We start from the raw sequence: 23,247 nt of genomic DNA, 5'->3' as shown, positions 1-23,247 counted from the left end.
TTAGGCCTTGTTCGTAATGAGCAAGGCTTTTTTTAACCTAAAATATCTTTTACACTCTTTCTTCTTCCTTACTTAATAAAATCCAATAAAGCAAAATCTTAAGCTAATCTTAAGACTATTCTAATGAAATTTTAATCTAGAAAAACTCTGAAAATTTTGTTAAGACCGTATCTCGATATTACATTTGCAAAAATTTATTTTTATTAAATCTAAATAAGCAACATGAAATATAATTTACTACTTGCATTATCCTTTATAAGTTTTGCTTCTTACAGTCAAAACTATTCAAGCGACGAGGCAGCCTCAACTGCCAATGACACAGTAAAAAACAAAAAAGGAGAAATACTAAATGAAGTATTAATTAAAACCAATAGAGAGCCTAAACCGGTTACTGCAGTTCGTTCAGGATTAAAACCAATGGACAACCCACAAAGCATACAGGTTATTAGTTCTGATGTAATCGAACAACAACAGGCCATTCGTTTAAGTGAAGTTATTAAAAACGCTAATGGTGTTTATGTAAGTTCTGCTCGTGGTGGTGCACAGGAATCTTTTTTCTCAAGAGGATATGACATGTCTGCCAACAATATGTTTAAAAACGGATTCCGTTACAATTCAGGTTCCATTCCTGATGTTTCCGGTCTGGAGAAAGTTGAATTCTTAAAAGGAGGTTCGGCTTTATTGTTTGGAAACGTTGCACCGGGAGGTATCTTAAACCTGGTAACCAAAACACCTTCATTTAAATCAGGTGGTGAGGTATCGATGCAAATTGGAAGTTATGCGTTCTACAAACCTTCTTTCGATTTTTATGGTCCTCTTAGCAAGTCAATTGCTTTTAGAATAAACGGTTCTTACGAAAACTCTGAAAGCTTTAGAGATGTAGTAAAAAACGAACGTGTATATGTAAACCCGTCTTTACTTTTTATCATCAATCCAAAAACACAAATTACGGTACAAGGGGATTATTTAACAGCAGACTGGACTCCGGATTTTGGAACAGGACTTATCGGAAAGCAAATTCTTGACTTACCTCGTAATGCATTCTACGGATCACTTTGGTCTAATGGTACTACAAAATCAGCAAGTGCTTCGGTTTTATTAAACCATGATTTCAATAAAAACTGGAAACTAAACTTTAATAGCTCTTATCAAAGTTATGACAGAGGTCAAAAATCGACTGCTCAAATGTCAGGTTTAGATGACACTAAATTATACCCAACTCCTGGCTTCTGGAACAGAGGACTTACTCAAACTAAAAACCTGGAGCAAATATTGGGAGACCAATTAAGCTTACAGGGAAATTTCAATACAGGATCAATAAAACATCAAATATATACGGGTGTTGATTGGGAAAATTCATTTGCCACAGGATACATTTTTGCTTTTAACGAAAAGAAATTTGTAACAAGTAAAAACCCTGACGGAAGTCCAAAAACATACGATCCAAATATTTACGATACTATCAATCTTTTCAACTTTGATCCTTCAACGCAAAGAAATGATATTCCTAATGCCAGAGCGACTCAAATTGCAAAAACAGAAACCAATCGTTTTGGTGCATACTTTCAGGATTTAATTTCAGTTACAGAAAAAATCAAAGTATTAGCCGGTATCCGTTGGTCTTGGCAAGAAGGTCAAGCTACAAATTATAAAGAAACTTACGACACCGCAAAAGAAACTCAGACTGTCGCTCCGGAAAAAGCAAAGGCTGAAGTTGGAGCTAAAAAACTAGACAATGCTTTCTCGCCAAAAGTGGGTCTTATCTACCAGCCAACAAAAAGCATGTCATTATTTGCCAGCTATTCGAACTCGTTTACACCAAATACAGGATTTACTGTTGACGGTCAAACAATTGAAGCATCGATCATTGACCAATACGAAGCAGGTATTAAAAAAGAATTCTTTGAGGGCTTGTTAAGTACAAACTTAACGGTTTATCAAATCTCAAACAGCAATTTGGCTCAGACCGCACCATTTCTAGCTGATGGTGTTACTGAGAATGTGAATTCAAACATTAAAGTATTGGGTGGAGCTACTAAAAGTAAAGGGGTTGAAATTGATGTTACTGCAACACCTATTGAAGGACTTAATATTATTGCCGGTTATAGCTATAATGATATGCGTTATACTAAAACTTCCGGAACAAGTGGAAGTTTTGTAGCGGGAGATCAGGTTGTAAGAACACCTAAAAACACAGCCAACCTAAGTTTCTTCTATAAAGTACCGGAAGGAATGTTTAAAGGAGTTTCATTTGGAGCAATTGCAAACTATATTGGTAACCGTTTAGGAGGTTGGAACGATGATTATTTATGGACAGCTGTTAAGCCTACACCTACCAATCCAAAACCAAATCCTGCTTACATTGTTACCATTAGAGACAGAGACATTCCTATCGAAGGTTACACAACTATTGATGCTTCTGTAGGTTACGAGTGGAGAAAATTCTCCGTTTTATGTAAATTATCTAATATTACAAATGAATTGAATTATACTGTTCACGAAAATTACAGTATCAACCCAATTGCACCTCGTCAAATTTTGACAAGCTTAAAATATAAATTCTAAAATTTTGAATTAGATTTTACCCTCCGGACTTTTACTGCATTTCAGTAATGAAAACAAAAAGTTTGGTTTTAAACAGAAAACCTCATCCTACAATAGATGAGGTTTTTTGTTTTCACTAAAGAAAGTAATCCGATTGTATTACTTTTGTTCCACAAAAATTCTCACCAAAACAAAACTCCGATATATGTCAGATACTAAAAAAAATCAATTGCAAAAAAGCCTGGGTTTAAGTTTTAATATTGCTGTATTAATTGGAGGAACGATTGGCGTTGGAATTCTTCGCACACCCGGCAGCATTGCTTCCCTACTAGACAATTATTGGCTCATTATTGCTTCATGGCTCTTTGGAGGTTTATATGTTTTGCTAGGAGCCAATTCTTATGCAGAACTTTCCACAATGTTACCCAAAGCAGGAGGTTCCTATAACTATATTAAAAGAGCATTTGGTGAATATGCAGGCTTTCTTTCCGGCTGGTTTGATTTTATCGTCAATGTAACACCACCTGCTTTTTATTGTATTGTAATTAGTGAGTATATCATTATTTTGTTTCCTGTACTCTCAAACTATTCTACCGTGATGGCAATTTCTTTATTACTTGCTTTTGTACTTATTCATTTAAGTGGTGTAAAAAACGGCAGCGTAATTCAGCAAATTACCAGTTTCTTAAAAGTAATATGTTTTGTAGCCTTGGTCATAGCCTGTTTTATGTACACAGGTACTGAAGTTCCTAAAATCAAAACAGACAATTCTTTCTTTCAAATTGGACTAATCTTCGGCTTTTTCAAATCATTGCAGTTGATTATCGGGACTTACAACGGCTGGAACAGTGTTTGCTTTTTCGCCGAAGAAAATGATAACCCCAACAAAAATATTCCCAAATCATTATACAGTGGTGTCTTTTTAGTTGTTGCCATTTATGTTTTAGTAAACGCCGCTTTCTTTCATGTTTTACCAATTGAAACCCTGGCAAAATCAAATTTAGCAGCAGCTGATGTTGCTAAGATCCTTTTTGGAGAAAACGGAGCTATTATTGTTACGGTAATTTCCATATTTTCATTAATCAGTATACTAAATGCTTTTATGATGATTCCACCAAGAATCCTTTACGGGTTAAGTCGTGACGGGTTCTTTTTCAAACAAGGAACAACAGTAAATAAAGGAGGAACACCAATCGTAGCGCTTTTAGTTTCATCGTTTTTCAGTTTATTTTTAATTTGTATAGGTTCTTTTGAAGTATTATTTTCTTTTGCAGCCTTTATCTCAATTATCGTTTGGGGACTAGCTTATCTTTCTCTCTTAAAACTAAGAGCCACCGAACCCAACTTACCTCGTCCATATCATTCTTTTTGGTATCCGTGGACGACAATATTTGCCTTTGTAGCCTCGATCGCTTTGTTAATAGGATTTATTTTCAGCGATCCAAAAGGTTTTGCTATAATCGTTGTTCTCACTTTAATTTCTTATCCTGTATTTTTGGTTTTGAGGAATAAAAAATAACGGCTTATTTTTAATCGCCACGAATTCTCGAATTTTATTTTTACCATCTATAAAAACAAACAATTCGTGAATTCGTGGCTATTTTTTTAAAGAAAAAAATGTAGAATATTTCTGCTGACATACTGTTGTCACCTTCTGTGATTTAATTTGTAATAAAACTAAAAAGATGAGCAAACTAGATTTAACAAAAACCGACAAAGTATACTACACTGCTAAAACTAATCCCGAGATAGTTTATATTGAAAAAACAAATTACCTATCGATTACAGGAAAAGGCGATCCTTCGGGACAAGAATTCTCAGAGAATATTCAGGCATTGTATGCCACTGCTTACGCTATTAAATTTATGCAGAAAGCCGTAAATAATGATTTTGTTGTTCCAAAACTAGAAGCCTTATGGAGTTTTGATGCTGAAAAATACAAAGGCATTTCTATGGATGAAGCTCCGCTAAAAATACCCCGAAGTGAGTGGGATTACAGAATTATGATTAGAATGCCGGATTTCGTAACTAAAGAGCAAACAGAAGAAGCCATTCAAAATACTGCCAATAAAAAACAAATCGAACGGGTGAAATCAATAGAGTTTTATGAGATGGCTGAAGGCAAAGTGATACAGGTTCTTCATATTGGACCTTTTGAAAATGAGCCCCAAACGCTAAAAAAAATACAGGAGTTTTCTACAGCACACCAGCTGGAGCAAAATGGCTTACACCATGAAATTTATTTATCTGACTTTAGAAAAACAGCTTCTGAAAAATTAAGAACCATACTTCGAGAACCTGTAAAATAAACCTATTTTTAACAGCCACGAATTCTCAAATTTTATTTTTTACTACCTGTGAGTAAATGAATAATTCGGGAATTCGTGACGATTAAAAACAACAAACCCGACAGATTTTCAAAAATCTGTCGGGTTAAATATTAATTACAAAGCAGCTTATTTCAATCCGGCAATACTTTGCTCGATTGTAGCAATTTTTGCTAAAGCATCAGCTTCTTTTTGTTTTTCATTAGCCAAAACTTTTTCAGGTGCTCCGGCAACAAATTTTTCGTTAGATAATTTTGCCTGAACAGATTTTAAGAAGCCTTGCGTGTATACCAGCTCTGCAGTCAGTTTGGCAATTTCTTCTTCTACATTGATATTTCCTGAAATCGGAATGAAATATTCATTTGATTTTACACGGAAAGACAATGCTCCGTCTACTTTAGCTGTAACATATTCGAAAGCTGAAATGTTCCCTAACTTCGTAACGATAGAGTCAAAATAGGTCGTGATGTTCTCACTGTTGATTGCTTTCAATTCGATCGCATCTTTAAACGGAATATTTTTATCCTTACGAATTGTTCGGATTCCTGAAATTACTTCAATTGTACTTTCAAAATCTGAAATTAAATTGGCGTTGAAAGGTTTTAATTCCGGCCAGGTAGAAACGATTAAAGCTTCTTCCGGAGTTCTGTCAGCAAGTAAATGCCAAATTTCTTCAGTTAAGAATGGCATAAACGGATGCAGCAATTTCAGATTGCTTTCTAACATTTCAATCGCTTTATCAAACGTTGCTTTATCAATTGGCTGTTGATAGGCCGGTTTGATCATTTCTAAAAACCACGAACAGAAATCATCCCAAACCAATTTATAAATAGCCATCAACGAATCTGAAATTCTGTATTTTTCGAAATTATCTTCAATATCAACTAAGGTTTGCTGCAATTTTGCTTCGTACCACTCGATGGCTACTTTTGAAGATTCAGGTTGTGGAATCGCTTCAGAAACTTCCCATCCTTTGATTAATTTAAAAGCGTTCCAGATTTTGTTTGAAAATGCTTTCCCCTGATTGCATAATTCTTCATCAAACATAATATCGTTTCCAGCAGAAGCACTTAAAAGCAATCCTACACGAACTCCATCTGCACTAAATTTATCGATTAAATCTAAAGGATCAGGTGAATTCCCTAATGATTTAGACATTTTACGACGTTGTTTATCACGAACTAAACCGGTTAAATACACATTTGTAAATGGTTTTTCGCCTGCATACTCGTAACCTGCAATGATCATTCTGGCTACCCAGAAGAATAAAATATCCGGACCTGTTACCAAGTCATTTGTTGGGTAGTAATATTTATAATCTGCACTTTCCGGATCCATAATTCCACCAAAAACTGACATTGGCCAAAGCCATGATGAAAACCAGGTATCTAAGGCGTCAACATCTTGTTTTAAGTCAGCTGCTGTCAGTGAGTTGTTAGATGTTCTCTCTTTAGCTAAAATTAAAGCTTCTTCAATAGTTTCTGCTACTACGAAGTCTTCTTTTCCATCTCCATAATAATAAGCCGGAATTTGTTGTCCCCACCATAACTGACGTGAGATATTCCAATCACGGATATTGTTTAACCAATGCGCATAAGTGTTCTCGAAACGTTTTGGATGCAATTTGATGTCTCCTGTTTCTAAAACGGACTTAATTGCCGGTTTTACCAACTCTTCCATTTTCAAAAACCATTGGTCAGATAATCTTGGTTCGATTACCGCTTTGGTTCTTTCGGAGGTTCCTACTTTATTCAAATGGATTTCGGTTTTAGCCAAAGCTCCGATTTCCTCTAATTCTTTTGCAATTTCAGTACGAACCACAAAACGGTCTTTGCCCTGATAATGCAATCCGAAACTATTTAATGTAGCATCTTCATTAAAGATATCAACGATTTCAAGATTGTGCTTCTCTCCTAACGTTTTATCATTCATATCGTGTGCCGGAGTCACTTTTAAACATCCGGTTCCGAATTCAACATCTACATATTCGTCTTCAATAATCGGAATAATTCTTCCACAAATTGGAACGATAGCTTTTTTCCCTTTTAGATGTGCAAAACGCTCATCATTTGGGTTAATACAGATCGCGGTGTCTCCAAAAATAGTTTCAGGACGTGTCGTGGCGATCGTCAGAAAATCTTCTGAACCTTCGATTTTATATTTTAAGAAAAATAATTTTCCTTGTTGTTCTTCATAGATTACTTCTTCGTCAGAAAGCGTTGTTTTTGCTTCCGGATCCCAGTTTACCATTCGGTATCCTCTGTAAATTAATCCTTTATTGTACAAATCTACAAACGAGCGAATTACAGATGCTGACATATCAGGATCCATTGTAAATTTAGTTCTTTCCCAATCGCAGGAAGCTCCTAATTTTTTAAGCTGATCTAAGATTACACCGCCGTATTTATCCGTCCATTCCCAGGCGTGTGCTAAAAATTCTTCACGGGTTAAATCATTCTTATTGATTCCTTCCGCTTTTAATTTCTGTACTACTTTTGCTTCTGTCGCGATAGAAGCATGATCCGTTCCCGGAACCCAACAGGCGTTAAAACCTTTAAGACGCGCTCTACGAATTAAAACATCCTGAATAGTATTGTTCAGCATATGCCCCATGTGAAGGACTCCTGTGACGTTTGGTGGCGGAATTACAATTGTATATGGTGTTCTGTGATCAGGTTCTGAATGAAAATAGTTGTTCTTCATCCAGTAATCATACCATTTGTTCTCGATCGTCTTAGCGTCAAATTGTGCTGGAATTGTCATTTACTAGGGTTGTTTAATCGTTAATTTGCTTATTTGTTTAATCGTTTTGTTACTGTAATTACATCTTTTGCTAATCATCAATCGATGAAGCAGATACACGTCTAAACAATTAAACAGAAAAACTGGTTCAATTTTTGTACTAATTATTGACAGCAAAAGTAAATAATTAAGTACACTATAAAAAGCGAATTAATAATTTGTGTGTTAATTAAAAGAATGTATATTTACTTACAACTTAAAAAAAATTTGAAATGAAAAATGTAGCCTCTTTTATTGCAGTCGTATTGTTTAGTACAATAAGTTATGCACAAAACGGCCCAAAAATTGAATTTGAAGCCCAAGACAATACAATTGATTATGGAAAAATTTCGAAAAGTGACAACGGAGTTCGCTCTTTTGAATTTACCAATACAGGTGATGCCCCACTTTTGATTACCGGTGCTGAATCTACTGTAAGTTCTATAGTTGTTACCAAACCCGCAGCAGCAGTTATGCCAGGAAAAAAAGGTAAAATTGATGTAAAATACAACATGGTTTCCGGTCCGATTCGTAAAACAATAACCGTTGAAACGAATGCCGTAAACTACCCTGACGGTAGAGTTGCCTTAAAAATAAAAGGTGAAGTTTTATAAAAAACTAAAATTTAAAAATAGCAAAACCGCTTCTACAATTAAGAAGCGGTTTTTTTTTTATCCGCATTTTTAAACTAAATCCGACAGGTTTTAAAAGTCTGTTGGATTTATTTTTTAGAGGTTACTATTTTGCTTTCTCAGTACACTCAACAGCATCAAATTTATATTTTACACGATCAAAATCGATTGGTTTATCTTTTACCAGGTAAGTAACTCCCATAGTCGTCTGCATCGTCCCGTTACCTAAAATAAGTCTTTTGTCTTTCTTTAAGAATGCCATTGGATTTTTAAAAGTTTTATTCTTGTTGGTCACCTCTTGAAAAGTATAATCGGCAAATAAGGTGTCTCCGCGAAATTCCCCTGTAAGTTCACCCACTCTTTCTGTTGCCGCGGAAACTTTCATAGTCATGTTACCACTTATCTTTCCATTTTTTAACGTGTTAACTTTTAAATCGATCGTATCTTTTTCATATATAGCTTTATAACATTCTGTACTTACGATGGTCTCAGCATCTGCTTTAGCTGCTTCAGCCGCCTTCTGATTTTCATTGTTTTTACAGCTTTGAAGTCCGATACAAGCCACAAGCAAGCAGGATACAACTAGGTTTTTCATAATTATTTTTATTTTAATCGTTGTTATTTTATAAAATTAAATAAAAAAGAAGCCAAAAGAAAGGGTTCTCAACTAATTTTTTAAACATCAAACCCGACAAGGTTTTAAAAATCTGTCGGGTTGGTTTAACTATTGCAATTATAAGTCCTTAATTACAAATTCACTTCTTCTGTTCAATTCGTGTTCTTCTTCTGAGCACGCCTCATCGGGGTTGCATTTCACAATAGGTACTGATTCCCCATATCCCTTAGCCGTCACCCTTTTGGCGTTAATACCTGACTCTAATATAAAATCTCTGGTCGAACTGGCCCTTTTTTGAGATAAATTGGCATTAAACTTTTCATTTCCTCTTGAATCGGTATGTGATCCAATTTCGATTACCATGTCTGGATATTTCTTCATTAATTCGACCACACGCCCTAATACAACTTTAGATTCTTTTCGGATGTACCACAAATTATAATCAAAATAAATCGGATCAGTTTTAATAATTAATCTGCCTTTATTGTCTTTTACCACATCTTTTTCCTGTGCAAGAATCTGAGCAGTTTTCTCTTTCTTTCTAATGTCTTTTGCAATAATTTCGTCTGCCTTCGCCTTTTTATCGGCTTCTTTTAAAGCAATAGCAGCCAGTGCTTCCCTTTCTTTTCTTCGTTTTGTATCAATTTCTTCCTCTTGTCTTTTCTTTTCTGCAAGCTGCTGTTCTTCCTGTCTTTTCTTTTCAGCAGTTTGTAACTCCTCTTGTTTAATAACCTCCAAAGATCTTAATGCCATCGAAGCATCATGGCTTGCGTTTCTGGTTTTTCCGGAAGATATGATTCTCGATTCGCTTGTATACTTTTCTTTGGAACTTAAAACTGTAAATGAACTTTCGCAATCAACAGTAAAACTAAACTTCCCATCTGTGGTGGTGATCGTTGTATTCAAAACCTTCTGATCTGAATTCTGTAAAGTCACTATTGCATTTTCTAAAGGCAGCTTGGTATCAACATCTGTAATAACTCCTGCGATGAATTGTTTACAATCTTCTACAATCAGATCTTTTATTTCTTTAATCTGATAAATATCATCGCTCCCTTTTCCTCCCTCTCTATTCGAAGAAAAATAACCTTCTTTGGTATCGGCATCGATATTAAAAGAAAAATCATCCCCATTTGAATTCAAAGGTTGTCCCACATTCACCGGCTTACTGCATTCGTTTCCTTTAATATCGGAAACAAAAACATCAAGTGACCCATAACCCAAATGTCCGTCAGAAGAAAAATAGAGTTTTTGATCTGTTGAAACAAAGGGGAACTGCTCTCTTTTGTCGGTATTAATTGTCGGACCTAAATTTCGAGGTGTATCAAATGCTCCTTTATTAATGTTTACCGAATAGATATCAAACGAACCCAAAGTCCCCGGCATGTCTGATGCAAAGTACAACACTTTTTCATCCGGACTCAAAGCGGGATGTTCGACTGAATATTCTGAACTGTTAAACGGAAGAGACGTTACATTTTTCCATTTTCCTTCCACCAATTCAGCTTTAAAGATCTGAAGATTCGAAATTTTCTGCTCGTTTGTTTTCTTGCTTTTATTCTTGGAATTGTTGCGCGTAAAATAAATCGTTTTACCGTCTTTTGTAAAAACCGCGTTTGCTTCGTGCATCCCGCTTTTTAACTCTTTGGCAAAATAATGCACTATAGAATCCGCGGAATTACTGTTTTTAAGAGGAATCGTCACCAGATTCAAATACGTTTCATTGTCCCATTTGAATTTCTTATCCAATAATCCGGGCTTTAATTTTACTCCTGCAAAAACCAGGTTTTCATTATATTTTACTGCTCCAAACTCAGAATTAGGGGTATTGATCGCCAGATTTTTAAGTTCATATCGTTTCCCTATTGCCGAAACATTCTCCAGAGTTTTTAACTCTTTCTCAAAATTAGAAACTGCATCACTATCATTTGATTTTGAATAATACTCCTTCAAAGCTGCATTGGCATCGTCATAACTGTTGCTTGCTTTTAAAGTCTGAGCATATCTGAAATAATAATTCCGATCTAAACCATTACCATAATTTTGGATCAAAAGTCGGTAATAACGCTGTGCTTTTATCAAATCGTTAGTGTAAAAATAAGAGTCTGCCAGATTCCTGATCACTTCCTGTGAAGGCTTATTTTCTGCTAATTTTTCATATAAAGTAATCGCTTCAGCATAATGCGTTTTATCAAAAAAACGTTTGGCTCTGGCCAATTCAAAATCCTGAGCCTGTATAAACTGTATTAAAAATACGAAGATAATAACGAGTAATTTTTTCCTGTTTTTCATTTTAAAAGAATCTTGGCGATTTATCATATCCTTTGCCTAATAAGTCTAAATCAAAAAGCAGCATAATTTCGTGTGTCCCTGAATTAAACCTACCCATATTCGATAAAGTATGATCGTAAGCATAGCCCACTCTTAAAGTTGGCGTTACATTTACATTCATTAAAGCACTTACAGCATCGTTTACTCTATAGGCTGCACCCAATTCAAATTTATTATTGTACAAAACATTGGCTGTCAAGTCTAAAGTAATCGGCGCTCCCGGAACAAATTTTGACATAAAAGCGGGCTTTAATTTAACCTTATCATTGAGTTGGAAAACATATCCTGCCGTTAAAAAAGTGTGAATGACTTCTGATCCGTAAGCGTTGATTCCGGATTTCTCTTCAAGGTGTTTCGTGTTCAACAAATTGGGTACAGACAATCCAACATAAAAATTATCTCTGAAGTAATAGGCTCCCACTCCAATATTAGGCTTGGTGACATTTACATTCTCGGCGAAAGCCAAATCACTGGCCGCATTCCCGCTTTCTAATTTAAACCCGTTGAAATTACTTTGGAGCGATGTATAACCTGCTTTTAGTCCAAGCGAAAGTTTATTTTTTCCACCCAGATTTAAGACATAGGCAAAATCAGCATAAAAATTATTCTCTTTTTTTGCTCCGTCTCCAATATCATCTGAAACCAATGATAATCCCACTTCAATTTTATCGCTTAAAGCTGTATGTCCGAAAAAGGTAAAAGTTTTAGGCGCTCCAACGGCTCCAACCCATTGCGTTCTGTACAATCCTCCAAAATTCATCATAGCAGGAACTCCTGTCGCATAAGCAGGATTGACTACACTCATGTTGTACATATAATGGGTGTACTCAGGATCCTGTTGGGCTGAGGCTGATGTGATACAAAAGAGGAAACTTATAAAAAGTAGTACTTTTTTCATTTGAAACTTATCTTAAATACTATAAAAAGAAACTATCTGTTCAGGTAAAGTCGGCCCTGCTGCGGACGTCTGTTGTCTTTATTAAAATTGACCACATAAAAATAGACTCCATTTGGCACAATTCCGTCACCAAAACCGGCCGATTCGGAATTTCTCCCATCCCAATTGGGTTTATTTCTATTTCCTTTAAACATTACATTTCCATATCTGTTGAAGATTTCAAGAGTATAATCCGGGTATAAAAATTCTATATCCGGAATCCTGAAAGTATCATTTACGTTATCTCCGTTTGGTGAAAATCCATCCGGAATAAAAAAAGCATATTCATCCGGATTACAATCGAATAAAGAAACTGTGACCCCTAAATAATTATCAGAAATACAACTGGTTACAATCGAAAGATCGAAACCGTAATAAGTTGCCTTATCGCGAAGCAAAGTTGTTGAAGTCAATAAATTACCGTTATTTTCGGCATCATACCACGCAACTGTCGAAGATACATTGGTTGCTTTTGATAAATCTGCAATCGTAGGATTTTTTAACCCGCAAAAATTTTCTCCTCCTGAATTCAGTGTTGGAGCCGGCGTATCGTTTACCACAACTGAAACGGGAGTGGGCGCAGAAAGACAATTTGCAGCAGAAATCTCTCTTACATAAAGCTGTTCTGTTTTTAAAACATAAGTATCTGCAAGTGGCGTAGTTACCGTTGCAGAACTATACCATTTGTACTGAGTTCCTCGTGGTGTTAAATTTGTGATTACCGCTCCCTCCACTTTACAAAAAATCTGCGGACTAGCTGCAAGCGGAGCGTCAGGAATTCCATTTAACATAAAAGTGTCCGACACATTAACCAAATCAATATCACAGGATGTCACATTGTTCTTCACATTAAGAGCTTTAATTCTTGTTGAACCTGTATTTAAAAGTAATTCCTGAGGAATAACAAAAGTAGTTTTCCCGCTTGTAACTGCTAAAACAACGGTCTGTAATGCAGAAGAATTACTATCAGAAAGCGTGTAAGAGAGCGTAATGTCTGTTAAATTTCCTAATCCGGAAACAGCTACAGGAACTGGCTCTCCAAAACAAAAGTTTTCGACCTGTACGACAATAGTTGTCCCATCTGGCAAAGGATTAATAATCTGATTCCCTTTTGCATTGGCTACATTCGCACATTGGGGAGATGGATTCGTAATGTTTGTAATACCTGTTATCGTAATTGCAGACGATCCGCTTTTTACATTTAAACTCGCCGGAATTACAAAGTTTGCATTCCCACCGGAAACTGTAATATTTACTGTTCTTCCGGTAACAACATTATCTCCTGTCAGATTATAAGTAATTCTGTAAGTTCCATTAGCCAATAACGAAGCATTTGAAAGCTGAATTATTGCTGCCTCATTTTGACAAATTGGACTAGTGGTTAAAATGGCTCCATCTAAACGCGGCAACGGACTAATAATTAAATCATCTGATAAATTATTAATTATATTAGTACATAATTTTTTACTGGATGTAGCTATAATGCTAGTCACAGTAAGCGTAAATGTGCCTATTTGCTTAAAATAAGTAGAGCTAAGCGGAAATATCAATACCCCATTAGTAAAATTAGCCTTTACAGTTGCTGATGCAACGGTAGGTCCTGTTATAGTATACTGAACTTCATATTCTCCGTTCGGAATTACTTGCGGCCCTTGCATAATTCTTGCGGTATAGGATGCCGTTGCAATTTTATCTTCACAAATATCTGAATCAACCAATACCCTTGCGCCGGTAAAATCTAATCTTTTTTCCAGTGTAATTTTTACCGTTTCACTATCATTTTCACAGATATTCTGATCCGGAACCGCAAAAACAGTGTAGGTATAGGAGTACTCTCCCGCTCCGGATGTAGCAAACAATGTCTGAAGATTAACGGTATGACCTGTTGACGCGGTAATACCGGGACCACTCCACTTACCTCCCATATCTTCCCCTGAAAGCAGGTCGTGCAGGTCAAAATTAGCATAAGGCCCTAAGTCAGTCGTGCCGCATAATTCTTTATCTGTTGGATCTCCGGCTTCCGGTTTCCTTACAACCGTTATCTTCACTGCAGAAGTAAGTGGCGCTGATTCGCATGCCAGTACGGGCGGCACTGTGTACGTAAAATTATAAGTGGTCTTCACTTGTACCTTTGGTACCGTGAACGTAGATCTTACAATCCTACCGCTACTATCCCTCCATGTTCCGTTGGAATGCGGCCCCATAATAACACTATTAAATGCCGTAAAAAGATTGTACTCTCCTCTGTCATTACAGATTGTAGCTTCAGTTCCAATTCCTGAATATGCGCCAATAGTTAAGGTTACGGTCGCTTTATCTACCACACATCCCGGTGTTGTTACGGTATAGGTGTATTGGTAAGTTCCCCCACTTGAAATAAGCTGGGCATTTAACATTCCTGTAGCAGAATCCAGACCTCTCAGATTATTATTATCCGTCCAGGTTCCTCCCGGAGTTGGTGTACCTCCCAATAACGAAAACAAAGAAATTGATTGATTGACCGGATCTTCAATATCACAAATTATTATTTGCGCATCGGTTCCCGCACATTGCGCATGAATTTTTGACGTACAAATCAGTAAGACAATAAAGGATAATAAAAATCGAAAGAAATTAGCGTTTTTTTTAACCATAAACCTCCAATTATTTTTTTACAAACATAACAAAATAATAATGTTTATTAAACAGTTAAAGCTTACTTTAATAATTAAATCTTTACAAAAGATCCCTGTAATAAAAAGCAACATTTAATTTTTTCTACAATTCATCTTCCAGTTTAAATCTAAATTTTAAAAGAAGACTGTTTCTTTCTATTTCTAAATCTATCCAAACGTCTTCTTCCGACTTTAAAAGTGAATTGATCTGCTGTAAGGTATATTTGTATGGAAGTGCGTGATTAATTCGAACAATAACATCTCCAGCTTTCAACCCACAACGTTCTGCGGCTGAATTTTTACGGATGTTTACAATTTCATAAATTGGTTTTAATGAAAACTTATATCTGAAATTGTTATCTTTTTTAGCGGTATAACCCGCTTCCTGAATTGAATTAACAACCTGTACAGTCTCCAAATGAACCGTCTCCTGAACCCATTGAAGCCCGTTGTGCTGCACAGTAATTCCGCTCTTGTTATACGTAAATGGTTCTAAAAATTTACTATTTTTCTTGAGATACAATGTTTTATCCGCATAATCTAATACAACTGTAAATCGTTTTAAAACTTCCCCGCCAACAGAACCAATCCGTCCCGGTACCATCTTTACATTTCGAATCGAAGTTGAATCCGGAAAAGCCACGATGGGATTTTTAAAATCAAACTCACCGATAGAAAACTTTTCAATTTTGGCACGATGTCCTTCGATATCACCACTGAAACCTTTCCCCAGAAAATCAGGAAAATTTTTATTCGGCAGTTTTATAATATCATTCTTAAAAATCCAAAAAGCATCACTATTACCAATATCGATTAACATTTTTGCGGGTACAGCAACATTGTCCACAAATGCGGTTGTGTACAGATACGGTTTAGCTCTTTCGATCGTAATCGGGACTGCTTTAAATTTTTTATTCAGTCTTTTAAGAGTTTCTTCATTATTCTGATAAACAACAATTTTCTTCTTTTGATAGTTTAACTCAACGAGGTTGTTTTTGAAAAATTTATATCCGATAATGCCATTCACCGGAATTCCAATGTGTGATGATAAATTAAAAGTTTGGTCCAAAATAACATAAAGTAAATGATTATTTGATTTTAAACCATGAGTTTCTAAGATATTATTGGTTGATTTCAAACCTTCAATTTCGTTTTCACTTCCTAAACCTCTCAGCTTAATTTTCTGAACATTTTTAAAACTAACTTCCTGCTTTTCTTCCATACTGAACAAAATGGTTTCTTCAACACCGGAATCCAGTAAGAAATTCAGTTCTGCTCCATTTACTTTTATAGGAATAAAAACCAGATTATTAATTAATGTAAAAGGTATGGTAACCTTAGAGGCACGATTTCCTATTTGAAAATCTTCTTGCGCCTGAAGTGTAAAAGCTATGAAAAGCCCAAAAAACAACATGAAATGTTTTCTCATTGATAAAATTTTAAGATAAAATTACTAAAAATATCGATAATTACTACAAATTAATAAGTACCTGTAATGTTTACGTTAAATTCGAAAAAAAAATGCAAATTTGCACTTCAATAAATAAAACCCATGCCAACAATCTCACACAAAGGCAGAAACATGCCCGAATCACCGATACGTAAACTTGCTCCTTTTGCTGATTTAGCAAAGAAAAAAGGACACAAAGTGTATCATTTAAACATTGGTCAACCGGATATCAAGACACCCGAAGTGGCCATCGAGGCGGTAAAAAATATTGACTTAACCCTTATAGAATATAGTCCGTCAGCCGGATACGAAAGCTATAGAAAAAAATTAGCTCAATTTTACCAGCGTCAAAATGTAAACGTTAACACAGAAGACATCATTGTTACAACTGGTGGTTCTGAAGCCTTACTATTTGCGCTGGCCACAATTACAGATCCGGGAGATGAAATTATCATTCCGGAACCTTTTTATGCTAATTACCATGCATTTGCCTCTTCAACAAGTGCAACTGTCGTTCCTTTGGTTTCGACTATCGAAACAGCATTTGCTTTACCAAGTATTGAAGAAGTTGAAAAACTCATTACAAAAAAAACAAAAGCCATATTAATTTGCAATCCCGGCAATCCAACCGGATATTTATATTCTGAAGAAGAAATCAGACAATTGGCAGCCTTAATCAAAAAACACGATCTATACCTGATTGCTGACGAAGTCTATCGTGAGTTTTTATACGACGGAGACGACGAACATTTTTCGGTAATGAATCTGGAAGATGTTCAGCAAAACGTGATCATGGTCGATTCTGTTTCTAAACGCTATAGTATGTGTGGCGCCAGAATTGGATGTCTGGTAACCAAAAATAAAGAGGTATTGGCAACTGTAATGAAGTTTGCACAGGCACGTCTGAGTCCTCCTACGATCGAGCAAATTGCATGTGAAGCAGCAATAGATACTCCGCAAAGTTATTTTGACGAGGTAATTTCCGAATATAAAGAACGTCGTGACACTTTAATCGCAGAACTGAATAAAATTGAAGGCGTTATTGTGACGAAACCAAAAGGAGCATTTTACTGCATCGCACAATTGCCTATCGACAATTCTGAAGATTTTGCGCAATGGCTTTTAGAAAGTTACGATCTGAATGGAGAAACGGTTATGGTAGCTCCTGCTGCCGGATTTTACTCAACACCGGGAATGGGACTGAATCAGGTTCGAATTGCGTACGTTTTAAACAAAAAAGATTTAGTTACTGCTGTAAACATTTTAAGAGAGGCTCTTTTGGTTTACAACAAGAAGTAAGATTCGAATATAAAATTTCAAAAAGACAATAACATGCTGTGTTATTGTCTTTTGTATTTAAAAGAAACCTCATTTTCTCTACAATTTGAATTTTATAGCAAAAGCCGCAATTAAATAGTAAAAACCATAGAAAAGGTTTACCATTTATTAATTATCTTTACCGCCTTAAAAAGAAATACCCATACTAATAGTAAGTTTTTAATGATAAATAACGAAGATTTTTTAGACGAAATAGGAGACAATCACTTTAGCAGTAACGCAAAAAATCCTTTAAGACCGGATGCTTTTGACTTAAGTGATGACGAAAAAATAGAAAAAATAAAAAAAGATGTTGAAAACATCCTTCAAACCTTAGGAATGGATTTGACGGACGACAGTATCAAAGGTACTCCAAACCGAGTAGCCAAAATGTTTGTAAAAGAAATTTTTGGAGGTCTTAATCCTTCAAAACAGCCAAAAGCTTCTACTTTTGACAACAACTACAAATACGGTGAAATGCTGGTAGAAAAAAATATTACAGTTTATTCTACTTGTGAGCACCATTTACTGCCAATTATCGGAAGAGCTCACGTGGCTTATATCTCTAACGGAAGAGTTATTGGTTTATCCAAAATGAACCGTATTGTAGAATATTATGCCAAAAGACCTCAGGTTCAGGAGCGTCTAACCATGCAAATTGTTCAGGAATTACAAAAAGCACTTGGAACCGAAGATGTAGCCTGCGTGATTGACGCGAAACACCTTTGCGTAAATTCCAGAGGAATCAAAGATATCGAAAGCAGCACAGTAACCTCTGAATTTGGTGGTAGATTTAAAGATCCGCAAATTAAAAGAGAACTTTTGGATTATATTAAATTGGATACGCAATTCTAGTTGAATCGGTGAATTGTTGATTTGTTTAATCGTATTTTTCAATGAGTAAAACTTTCGATTAACTAATTAAACAAATCAACAATTAAATAAAAAAGAATGTACACGTTTTCTTTTGAAAAATTAGAAGTTTGGCAAAATGCAAGAATGTTTATATTAGACATTTACAAATTGACCAGTACATTCCCACCAAATGAACTATTCGGAATCACTTCTCAAATAAAAAGAAGTTCGTCCTCAATCGCAACGAATATTGCAGAAGGAACGTCTCGAAATACGAATAAAGACAAAGCGCATTTTTTAACTATTTCTTATTCATCAGCGATGGAAACTTTAAATCATTTGATAATTTCCAGAGATTTAAACTATCTTTCCGAGACAGAATATTTCGAAACCCGAGAAAAAATAGAAAAAATCTGCAACCAAATAAACAGTTTAAAAAAGTATTATCTTTCAAAAGAATAAAACTTAAGTAATTACAAAACGTTTACACGATTCAACAGTAAACAAATAAACGGTTAAACAAATAAACGATTAAACGACAAAAAAATGCCTTTATACACAGCTCAACCTCTAAAAATATACAATTCACTTTCGGGTGAAAAAGAAAGTTTCAACCCTATACATGAAGGAAACGTTGGAATGTATGTTTGCGGACCTACGGTTTATAGCAATGTACACTTAGGAAATGTTAGAACTTTCATGTCTTTTGACGTGATATTCAGGTATTTTTTACACCTAGATTACAAAGTGCGATATGTGCGTAACATTACTGATGTGGGGCATATTGTAGACGATGTAGATGAAGGTGAAGATAAGATTGCCAAAAAAGCACGATTGGAGCAATTAGAGCCTATGGAAATTGTTCAGCGCTATACCGTTGATTTTCATAACATCTTGAAATCCTTCAATTTCTTACCTCCAAGCATTGAACCAACTGCTACCGGACACATTATTGAGCAAATCGAAATCATCAAAAAAATTATCGATACCGGAATTGGTTATGAAGCAAACGGATCGGTTTATTTTGACGTTGTGAAATACAACGAAACCAATAATTACGGAATTTTAAGCGGTAGAAATATCGAAGATATGCTGGCAAACACTCGTGATCTTGACGGACAATCTGACAAAAGAAACCCACAGGATTTTGCGCTTTGGAAAAAAGCAGAACCGGAACATATTATGAGATGGCCTTCGCCATGGAGTGATGGTTTTCCGGGCTGGCACTTAGAATGTACCGCTATGAGCACCAAATATCTTGGGAATCATTTCGATATTCACGGAGGTGGAATGGACTTGAAGTTCCCACATCACGAATGTGAAATCGCACAAAACGAAGCCTGTACAGGTCAGTCTCCGGTAAACTACTGGATGCATGCCAATATGCTGACTTTAAACGGAAAGAAAATGGCAAAATCGACCGGAAACAACATTTTACCGGGAGAAATTCTAAGTGGAGACAATAACATTCTTAGCAAAGCTTTTTCGGCGTCTGTAACCCGCTTTTTCATGTTGCAGGCACACTATAGAAGCATCCTGGATTTTTCTGATGATGCTATTGTGGCTGCCGAAAAAGGATATAAAAGATTAATGGAAGCTGTAGATGCTTTACCTACAATTTCAGCAGGTACAACAAGTTCTATAGACATTGCAGCATGGAAACAATTGTGCTACGATGCTATGAATGATGATTTCAATACGCCAATTCTGATTGCGCAATTGTTTGAAGCGGTTCGTTATATCAATTTACTGAAAGACGGAAAAGAAACAATCTCAGCAGAAGATTTAAACACCTTCACAACTGCAATTAATGCTTTTGTTTTTGATGTTTTAGGCTTAGCCAATGACAAAGCTGCTGACGGAAATACCGACAAACTAGAAGGAACTGTAAACATGCTTATTGCTATGAGAAATCAGGCCAGAGCTGATAAAAACTTCGCTCTTTCAGATCAGATTCGCGATCAATTGATTGGTCTGGGAATTCAGTTGAAAGACGGAAAAGAAGGAACCAGCTTCTCTATATAAATAACTCATTTTCTAATAAATCATGAAAGTAATCACTCCATTTGTTTTATTAGTCCGCTTTTATCAATCTGCAATATCGCCTTTTACGCCGGCGAGTTGCAGATTTGAACCTACATGCTCCACTTACATGATCCAGGCCTTGCAGACTCATGGTTTGTTTTATGGAGGTTATCTGGGCATGAAAAGAATCTTAAGCTGTCACCCTTGGGGAAGAACCGGTTACGACCCCGTTCCGGAGAAGAAATGTTCACACAAACATTAACTTTTTATAAAGAGCAACACTACTTTAAATATCTATTTTTACAAAATACAAAAAACAACAGCACATGACACAGCCCTTAAATATCGTTTGGAATCCTTCAGAAGGAATCGATCTAGGATTTTTTATGATTCGTTATTACAGTTTAATGTTCGTAATTGCTTTCGGACTAGGGTGGTTTTTAATGAAAAAGATCTTCGAACGCGAAAACGAATCTATCGACAAATTAGATTCTTTATTTGTCTGGACTGTTTTAGCTACGTTAATAGGTGCCCGTTTAGGACATGTTTTATTTTACGATTGGGAATATTTTAGAAATCATTTACTTGAGATATTCTTACCTGTTAGATTCGAGCCTAAATTTGAATTTACCGGATTTCAGGGATTAGCGAGCCATGGTGCAGCTATTGCCATCATTGCTGCTATGTATTATTACAGCAAAATGATTTTGAAACGTCCATTATTATGGATTTTAGACCGTGTTGTAATTCCGGTTGCCAGTGGTGCTATTTTTGTTCGTTTAGGGAATTTCTTCAATTCCGAGATTATCGGACATGAAACAAAATCTGCCTTCGGAATTCGTTTTTTACACGATCAATTCAGTAAAAACGAAGCTGTAAATGCTACTCAAATCGCAGATCCTAAAGCTGCGTACACCGCTATCGCAACAGATCCTAAATTTGCCGATTTACTGGCTCAGGTTCCGGCAAAACATCCAACACAATTATATGAAGCTATCAGCTATGTATTTGTTTTTGCGATTTTGTTTTTCTTATACTGGAAAACGAACGCAAGATTAAAATCAGGATTATTGTTCGGACTGTTCCTGGTACTTTTATTTGCAGTACGTTTTGTGGTAGAATTTGTAAAAGAAAGTCAAGGTGGATTTGAAAACGAATTAGGTCTTTTTTCTACCGGACAATGGCTAAGTATTCCGTTTATCATTATTGGGCTCTTCTTTATCATTAGAGCGCAAAGAAATCCTTTAGCAGAATCTTAATCCATTTCATAAAAAACTCAAATAAAAACGCCTGAAATATCGATATTTCAGGCGTTTTTATTTAAAGGAAATACGAAATACCTAATTCAATGTTTCTGGTATTATATCCCGCATTTTCACTATTTAGGCCTCCATTTGAAACGTGCCGAATGTTACCACGAGCATCCAACTGTAAGCGATTCACTTTAATCGAAAAGCCCATCGCAAAAACATCTGCAAAAGCAAAACCTTTAGACATTCTTTCTGTTTCCGTATCTGTAATCATTGGTCCAATACTTCCTAAAGCATAAACAGAGAAAACTTTTCCAATTGGTTTCCTAACCAGAAAACCAAGATTCAGCACGTACTCATGAACGTCCTTCAACTTCGTATATTCCTCCCTCTTTTCAAGATAATCAGGTCTGTCCGGCTTCACAAAGTAAAAGTTCATCAATTGATGTCTTCCAAAATTAACTTCCGGCTGAACCAAAACCTCATATTTAAAATACTTTGATTCGTTAACCCGATAGCGCAATTCGACTTTATAAAAATGGTTGGTAAATGTGTAATTTCTATTATTAAATTCGCTCCCAAAACCATAATTGATTCCTATAGTCAGCTTTTCGTTTTTAGTCTGCCCCAAGGCTTTAAATACGCCAAAAACAATAATTAGAATCCATAGTAATTTTCTACCCATAATTTTTTTTTTACCACCCTAAATATAGCACAAAAAAAGATCCGGCTTACACCGGATCTCTTTTCAAATACTTAATTTACATTTTACAATATTTTGCTCCTATCCCAAAATTCAATCCTAAAGGATTGAATTACCTGACCTATTGAACTTAATTTGCAAGTCATACTTAGCACATCTCCCTCCTAAATAGAAAGCTAATGAAATACAAAAAAGTACCAGAATAAATAATCGTATAATTTTTTTTTCTTCCATTTTAGCAATTTATAGATTATGCCTTGCATCATATGCAGCACAAGCAGCTCCAAGTTCATAACAACACCATACAGCGGCTAAACCAAGTGATAGAATCCCACTGATTCCTCCATTAATATCTTTTACTTCTTCTTCTGATAATTCTATTACATTTTCCATAATCTAATTTCGATTTTATGAATTTAAATGATAACCTAACATAAATGCGCCCAGGCCAACCGGACCACATACTAAATAACACCCAAGTCCAACCAAATAAGTTGTTTTAGATACACCTCCCTCAACTTCCTTCATTTCCTGAACATTGAGCACTACTACCGCTAAATTTTCTAATTGTTTTTCCATGATTTCATTTTTTTTTTAAATTAATAAATTTTCAATAAAATTATCCTATCGAAATCTTTTTCTTACAACAAATTTAACCGACTTCCGTCTAATAACCTTGGACGGAAGTCTTGCTTATTTATTTTTAACAAATATTCTATTAAAAAAACTACAGCCTTCCTACAGGTAAACCTAATTATTCTTAAAACTTCAATATATCGTACCCATTTTTAATGCAAAAAAAAAGATCCGGCTTACACCGGATCT

The 23,247-nt window shown here is 35.5% G+C and carries 19 protein-coding genes; 10 read left to right on the top strand and 9 right to left on the bottom strand.

Annotated elements, in window-relative coordinates:
* The first annotated feature begins 222 nt into the window (after positions 1-222).
* From M4I44_RS11615 to M4I44_RS11605, 3 genes are all read left to right on the top strand, one after another.
* Positions 223-2,565 carry a TonB-dependent siderophore receptor gene (locus tag M4I44_RS11615; protein ID WP_249967396.1) on the top strand — a complete coding sequence of 781 codons (2,343 nt, stop codon included), beginning with the start codon at positions 223-225 and terminating at the stop codon, positions 2,563-2,565.
* A 184-nt stretch (positions 2,566-2,749) separates the two neighbouring features.
* Positions 2,750-4,063: an APC family permease gene (locus tag M4I44_RS11610; RefSeq protein ID WP_249967395.1), complete on the top strand. Its 1,314-nt coding sequence runs from the start codon at positions 2,750-2,752 to the stop codon at positions 4,061-4,063.
* A gap of 166 nt (positions 4,064-4,229) precedes the next feature.
* Positions 4,230-4,853 carry a GyrI-like domain-containing protein gene (locus M4I44_RS11605; protein WP_249967394.1) on the top strand — a complete coding sequence of 208 codons (624 nt, stop codon included), beginning with the start codon at positions 4,230-4,232 and terminating at the stop codon, positions 4,851-4,853.
* 147 nt (positions 4,854-5,000) lie between these two features.
* On the opposite strand, the gene M4I44_RS11600 is transcribed toward M4I44_RS11605, so the two are convergent.
* Entirely contained in the window at positions 5,001-7,634 is a 2,634-nt protein-coding gene (locus M4I44_RS11600; protein ID WP_249967393.1) for a valine--tRNA ligase, read from the bottom strand.
* 251 nt (positions 7,635-7,885) lie between these two features.
* On the opposite strand from M4I44_RS11600, the gene M4I44_RS11595 reads away from it, so the two are divergent.
* Positions 7,886-8,266, top strand: coding sequence for a DUF1573 domain-containing protein (locus M4I44_RS11595; protein WP_017498202.1), 381 nt, complete (start codon positions 7,886-7,888; stop codon positions 8,264-8,266).
* A gap of 124 nt (positions 8,267-8,390) precedes the next feature.
* Here the strand turns inward: M4I44_RS11595 and M4I44_RS11590 are convergent, their stop codons facing one another.
* The 5 genes from M4I44_RS11590 to M4I44_RS11570 all read right to left on the bottom strand — a co-directional run bounded on the left by M4I44_RS11590 (position 8,391) and on the right by M4I44_RS11570 (position 16,251).
* On the bottom strand, positions 8,391-8,879 hold the full coding sequence (locus tag M4I44_RS11590; RefSeq protein ID WP_249967392.1) for a hypothetical protein: 489 nt from the start codon (positions 8,877-8,879) through the stop codon (positions 8,391-8,393).
* Positions 8,880-9,017: 138 nt separating this feature from the next.
* Positions 9,018-11,192 carry an OmpA family protein gene (locus M4I44_RS11585; RefSeq protein WP_249967391.1) on the bottom strand — a complete coding sequence of 725 codons (2,175 nt, stop codon included), beginning with the start codon at positions 11,190-11,192 and terminating at the stop codon, positions 9,018-9,020.
* 1 nt (position 11,193) lies between these two features.
* The gene (locus tag M4I44_RS11580; protein WP_249967390.1) at positions 11,194-12,129 is read right to left on the bottom strand and encodes a type IX secretion system membrane protein PorP/SprF; all 936 of its coding nucleotides are present in this window, start codon (positions 12,127-12,129) and stop codon (positions 11,194-11,196) included.
* 32 nt (positions 12,130-12,161) lie between these two features.
* Entirely contained in the window at positions 12,162-14,801 is a 2,640-nt protein-coding gene (locus M4I44_RS11575) for a gliding motility-associated C-terminal domain-containing protein (protein WP_249967389.1), read from the bottom strand.
* 124 nt (positions 14,802-14,925) lie between these two features.
* Positions 14,926-16,251: a PDZ domain-containing protein gene (locus M4I44_RS11570; RefSeq protein ID WP_249967388.1), complete on the bottom strand. Its 1,326-nt coding sequence runs from the start codon at positions 16,249-16,251 to the stop codon at positions 14,926-14,928.
* Positions 16,252-16,374: 123 nt separating this feature from the next.
* On the opposite strand from M4I44_RS11570, the gene M4I44_RS11565 reads away from it, so the two are divergent.
* From M4I44_RS11565 to lgt, 6 genes are all read left to right on the top strand, one after another.
* On the top strand, positions 16,375-17,571 hold the full coding sequence (locus M4I44_RS11565) for a pyridoxal phosphate-dependent aminotransferase (protein ID WP_249967387.1): 1,197 nt from the start codon (positions 16,375-16,377) through the stop codon (positions 17,569-17,571).
* Positions 17,572-17,772: 201 nt separating this feature from the next.
* Positions 17,773-18,444, top strand: coding sequence for a GTP cyclohydrolase I FolE (gene folE / locus M4I44_RS11560; RefSeq protein ID WP_017498209.1), 672 nt, complete (start codon positions 17,773-17,775; stop codon positions 18,442-18,444).
* Between the two features lie 96 nt (positions 18,445-18,540).
* Complete coding sequence (locus tag M4I44_RS11555; protein WP_026110161.1) at positions 18,541-18,906, top strand: four helix bundle protein; 366 nt, start codon at positions 18,541-18,543, stop codon at positions 18,904-18,906.
* Between the two features lie 84 nt (positions 18,907-18,990).
* On the top strand, positions 18,991-20,469 hold the full coding sequence (gene cysS, locus M4I44_RS11550; protein ID WP_017498212.1) for a cysteine--tRNA ligase: 1,479 nt from the start codon (positions 18,991-18,993) through the stop codon (positions 20,467-20,469).
* Between the two features lie 22 nt (positions 20,470-20,491).
* On the top strand, positions 20,492-20,731 hold the full coding sequence (gene yidD, locus M4I44_RS11545) for a membrane protein insertion efficiency factor YidD (protein WP_070906973.1): 240 nt from the start codon (positions 20,492-20,494) through the stop codon (positions 20,729-20,731).
* 64 nt (positions 20,732-20,795) lie between these two features.
* Positions 20,796-21,728, top strand: coding sequence for a prolipoprotein diacylglyceryl transferase (gene lgt / locus M4I44_RS11540; RefSeq protein ID WP_070906974.1), 933 nt, complete (start codon positions 20,796-20,798; stop codon positions 21,726-21,728).
* Between the two features lie 61 nt (positions 21,729-21,789).
* Here lgt and M4I44_RS11535 read toward each other — a convergent pair whose 3' ends face one another.
* The 3 genes from M4I44_RS11535 to M4I44_RS11525 all read right to left on the bottom strand — a co-directional run bounded on the left by M4I44_RS11535 (position 21,790) and on the right by M4I44_RS11525 (position 23,001).
* A complete protein-coding gene (locus M4I44_RS11535) occupies positions 21,790-22,404 on the bottom strand; it encodes an acyloxyacyl hydrolase (protein ID WP_249967386.1) in 615 nt (204 codons plus the stop codon).
* A 261-nt stretch (positions 22,405-22,665) separates the two neighbouring features.
* Positions 22,666-22,815, bottom strand: coding sequence for a hypothetical protein (locus M4I44_RS11530; protein ID WP_165607920.1), 150 nt, complete (start codon positions 22,813-22,815; stop codon positions 22,666-22,668).
* A 15-nt stretch (positions 22,816-22,830) separates the two neighbouring features.
* Positions 22,831-23,001 carry a hypothetical protein gene (locus M4I44_RS11525; protein ID WP_165607921.1) on the bottom strand — a complete coding sequence of 57 codons (171 nt, stop codon included), beginning with the start codon at positions 22,999-23,001 and terminating at the stop codon, positions 22,831-22,833.
* Positions 23,002-23,247: the final 246 nt, after the last annotated feature.

It is taken from the genome of Flavobacterium sp. B183, assembly GCF_023539155.1.
GTDB classification, from domain to species: Bacteria; Bacteroidota; Bacteroidia; order Flavobacteriales; family Flavobacteriaceae; genus Flavobacterium; species Flavobacterium tructae.
Note: the sequence above shows the minus strand (reverse complement) of the source record. Positions and strands in the feature narration are given on the sequence as shown.

Bases quoted from the DNA above. Each gene is read 5' to 3' on its own strand.
- M4I44_RS11615 (WP_249967396.1), top strand. From the start codon at position 223: ATGAAATATAATTTACTACTTGCATTATCCTTTATAAGTTTTGCTTCT.
- M4I44_RS11610 (WP_249967395.1), top strand. From the start codon at position 2,750: ATGTCAGATACTAAAAAAAATCAATTGCAAAAAAGCCTGGGTTTAAGT.
- M4I44_RS11605 (WP_249967394.1), top strand. From the start codon at position 4,230: ATGAGCAAACTAGATTTAACAAAAACCGACAAAGTATACTACACTGCT.
- M4I44_RS11600 (WP_249967393.1), bottom strand. From the start codon at position 7,634: ATGACAATTCCAGCACAATTTGACGCTAAGACGATCGAGAACAAATGG.
- M4I44_RS11595 (WP_017498202.1), top strand. From the start codon at position 7,886: ATGAAAAATGTAGCCTCTTTTATTGCAGTCGTATTGTTTAGTACAATA.
- M4I44_RS11590 (WP_249967392.1), bottom strand. From the start codon at position 8,879: ATGAAAAACCTAGTTGTATCCTGCTTGCTTGTGGCTTGTATCGGACTT.
- M4I44_RS11585 (WP_249967391.1), bottom strand. From the start codon at position 11,192: ATGAAAAACAGGAAAAAATTACTCGTTATTATCTTCGTATTTTTAATA.
- M4I44_RS11580 (WP_249967390.1), bottom strand. From the start codon at position 12,129: ATGAAAAAAGTACTACTTTTTATAAGTTTCCTCTTTTGTATCACATCA.
- M4I44_RS11575 (WP_249967389.1), bottom strand. From the start codon at position 14,801: ATGGTTAAAAAAAACGCTAATTTCTTTCGATTTTTATTATCCTTTATT.
- M4I44_RS11570 (WP_249967388.1), bottom strand. From the start codon at position 16,251: ATGAGAAAACATTTCATGTTGTTTTTTGGGCTTTTCATAGCTTTTACA.
- M4I44_RS11565 (WP_249967387.1), top strand. From the start codon at position 16,375: ATGCCAACAATCTCACACAAAGGCAGAAACATGCCCGAATCACCGATA.
- folE (WP_017498209.1), top strand. From the start codon at position 17,773: ATGATAAATAACGAAGATTTTTTAGACGAAATAGGAGACAATCACTTT.
- M4I44_RS11555 (WP_026110161.1), top strand. From the start codon at position 18,541: ATGTACACGTTTTCTTTTGAAAAATTAGAAGTTTGGCAAAATGCAAGA.
- cysS (WP_017498212.1), top strand. From the start codon at position 18,991: ATGCCTTTATACACAGCTCAACCTCTAAAAATATACAATTCACTTTCG.
- yidD (WP_070906973.1), top strand. From the start codon at position 20,492: ATGAAAGTAATCACTCCATTTGTTTTATTAGTCCGCTTTTATCAATCT.
- lgt (WP_070906974.1), top strand. From the start codon at position 20,796: ATGACACAGCCCTTAAATATCGTTTGGAATCCTTCAGAAGGAATCGAT.
- M4I44_RS11535 (WP_249967386.1), bottom strand. From the start codon at position 22,404: ATGGGTAGAAAATTACTATGGATTCTAATTATTGTTTTTGGCGTATTT.
- M4I44_RS11530 (WP_165607920.1), bottom strand. From the start codon at position 22,815: ATGGAAAATGTAATAGAATTATCAGAAGAAGAAGTAAAAGATATTAAT.
- M4I44_RS11525 (WP_165607921.1), bottom strand. From the start codon at position 23,001: ATGGAAAAACAATTAGAAAATTTAGCGGTAGTAGTGCTCAATGTTCAG.